Consider the following 2,505-nt stretch of genomic DNA (forward strand, 5'->3'; position numbering starts at 1 on the left):
TGGTAGAGGAGGGGACGGTCTAATGTTTGTATACGGGGGAAAATGCTCGCTCTGTGACGAGGTCAAAACCGGTATTCCGCATCGTCAACTGGGCTATGTTTGCCTTGAGTGTCTTGTATTTAGCTACCAGGAGACAGTTGGGGAGGAAGACCAGGACAACGAGCAGCTAAACGAACGTTTAGGTCTTACCTTTTCATGAATGGAGGGGACATACATGGATTACCCAGTGGTGGGGATTGTCGTCGATTATAAAGGTTACAAAGGCACTTTCGCTATCAAAGTATCCAATCTGGTCAAAGGGGTTCATGCCTTGGAGCGAGCTTGCCACCTTCTGAAAGCGGGAGAGATGGAAAACATTCTGTCGGGTCCTGTTGAGGATCCGGATGATGAACTCCTGAATCCGCTATTGCTCCTGACGAACGACAAAGGGGAAACCGTCATGGCTTCTCCCTATATGATTGGGGACTTTATTGTCGGGACAACCCTCCTTTCCAAAGAAGAAATCAAGGGACAGATCAAGGCGAATCAGCACTCTCATTCAACGGGTTGGTTCCAACGATTGAAAGAGGCTTTCGGACAAGGAGGATGACCATGCTGCTCCCAACGGAGAAGAAGCAACCAAAACAACGGTTGGAGGATTATTCTATCCTCCTGTACGGACACCCAAAGATCGGTAAATCCACATTCTGCAGCCAGATGGACAGCCCGATTTTCCTGGCGACGGAACCTGGTCTGGAAGCCCTGTCAGTATATGAGGTGAAGGTCCCGGACTGGCCCACCTTCCTCCGGGCTTGTGCCGAACTAAAGACGGAAGCTGAAAAGCCGGAAGAGGAACGGCGTTTTAAAAGCGTCATAGTTGACACTGTGGACAACCTGTGGAAATCCTGCGCTGAATATGTCCGGGATAAATTGGAGATCCAGCATGAATCAGATCTTGGATATGGCAAGGGATACGCTATGGTGCGAGATGAGTTTTTTCGAGCAATTCGAAAGCTGTCCCTTCTCCCTTACGGGCTTGTGATGACCAGTCACGTCAACATGACCGAAGTGAAGACACGAACCGCTACGATCACCAAAGCGATCCCGACGCTCCCTAAATCCGGCCGGGATGTGGTTCTCGGCATGGTGGATATTATTCTCTATGCCGAATCGGTGGAGACTGACGACGGCGAGGTCCGGATCCTCCGGACCAAGCCCAGTGAAAAGTGGGAAGCAGGCGATCGGACGGGACGGCTCCCAGCCAACCTTCCCCTGGACTTTCCGACATTCCATGAGGCATTCCACAATCATCACGATAAAGGAGCGGATGACCAATGAGTTGGGCAGCAATTTTGAAACAGTATCAAGATGAGTATAAACAGGCGGAAGTGAGCTCTTTCGACGAGTTGCCGGACGGACGGTACAGGGTTCGGGTCCAGGCGGCACGTTTGAAGGAAAGCAAGAATCAGGGCATTCCCATGTTGGAATGGGAGTTTGTAGTCGCGGAAGGTAAGTACGAAGGTCGGCACGAGTGGAAGTACAACCTGATCGTTCCGGACCGGATCCGGTGGCTTAAACAAGATTTATTCAATGCCGGGCTGGACCTGGAAGAGCTGGAAAAGTTGGAACAGGAATTGCCGCAACTCCTGGATCGGGTGTTGGAGATCGAAATCAAAACCAACAAAAGTGAAAAAACCGGTAAAGCGTATCGGAATGTCTATATTCGAAAAGTCATCGATTATAAATCATTCCGGAAGCCGGATGACTCCTTTGCTGAGAGACACCCCGGACAGAAACAACCCTATGACATTGCGGATGATGACTTGCCCTTTTGATTCGGGGGCCGAAAGGCCCCATCCCTTTTCTACTCCTGGGAGGTGTTCCGATGCCTATGACCATAACTAAACGGTCCATTGAAATGCGACCGTATCAGATAGAAGTCCATGATGCTCTGGATCAGTTCCATTTAGAAGGAGGGCGGCGCGGGGTTGTCAATCTCCCGACGGGGACCGGAAAGACAATAACCGGACTGGACTATGTCCAGAAAAAAGGCGGACGGCTGTTGTGGTTGGCTCATCGGGAAGAATTGATCACCCAGCCTCAACAAGCCGCCCAGGTGGTAAACCCCGGAGTTCAGACAGGAGTGGTGAAGGCCGAACGCAACGAATGGGGCGCGGACTGGGTCTTCGCCAGTATCCAGACGGCTGTTCGACGCCTGGATCAGATGCCCCGGTTTGATTGGATCGTGGTCGATGAGTGCCATCATGCCGCAGCAGATACGTACCGGCGAACCCTGGAGGTGGCGGGAGCCTTCCAATTCGGCGGCCCGCCGGTGATCGGGCTTACGGCGACGGTGGAGCGTGGAGACAAACGGGGTCTGGACGATACATTTGAAAAGATCGTCTATCAATACCAGTTGCTCCAGGCGATCCGGGACGGATACCTTTCCGATCTGAAGACGGAGCGAGTTGATTTGAATCTGGACCTGGACGAAATCCACACCGTGGCCGGGGACTTCAACCAGGG

5 protein-coding genes are annotated in these 2,505 nt (G+C 52.2%); all 5 read left to right on the forward strand.

Features of this window, described 5'->3' with window-relative positions; translation table 11 throughout:
* On the forward strand, positions 1 to 199 hold a 199-nt coding region (locus CHM34_RS19620), incomplete at its 5' end, for a hypothetical protein (protein WP_206093843.1).
* Between the two features lie 15 nt (positions 200 to 214).
* Entirely contained in the window at positions 215 to 589 is a 375-nt protein-coding gene (locus CHM34_RS18220) for a hypothetical protein (protein ID WP_094266031.1), read from the forward strand.
* 2 nt (positions 590 to 591) lie between these two features.
* Positions 592 to 1,317, forward strand: coding sequence for an ATP-binding protein (locus tag CHM34_RS18225; protein ID WP_094266032.1), 726 nt, complete (start codon positions 592 to 594; stop codon positions 1,315 to 1,317).
* Positions 1,314 to 1,814 carry a DUF669 domain-containing protein gene (locus tag CHM34_RS18230; protein ID WP_094266033.1) on the forward strand — a complete coding sequence of 167 codons (501 nt, stop codon included), beginning with the start codon at positions 1,314 to 1,316 and terminating at the stop codon, positions 1,812 to 1,814. Before CHM34_RS18225 ends, CHM34_RS18230 begins: the two co-directional genes overlap by 4 nt.
* A gap of 50 nt (positions 1,815 to 1,864) precedes the next feature.
* A partial coding sequence (locus CHM34_RS18235) for a DEAD/DEAH box helicase (RefSeq protein ID WP_169713832.1) occupies positions 1,865 to 2,505 on the forward strand: 641 nt, incomplete at its 3' end.

This window comes from Paludifilum halophilum (assembly GCF_002245355.1).
Taxonomy (GTDB): Bacteria; Bacillota; Bacilli; order Thermoactinomycetales; family DSM-45169; genus Paludifilum; species Paludifilum halophilum.

What these genes read in the sequence shown, in the direction of transcription:
- CHM34_RS18230 (WP_094266033.1), top strand. Translation starts at nt 1,314, where the DNA reads ATGAGTTGGGCAGCAATTTTGAAACAGTATCAAGATGAGTATAAACAG.
- CHM34_RS18225 (WP_094266032.1), top strand. Translation starts at nt 592, where the DNA reads ATGCTGCTCCCAACGGAGAAGAAGCAACCAAAACAACGGTTGGAGGAT.
- CHM34_RS18220 (WP_094266031.1), top strand. Translation starts at nt 215, where the DNA reads ATGGATTACCCAGTGGTGGGGATTGTCGTCGATTATAAAGGTTACAAA.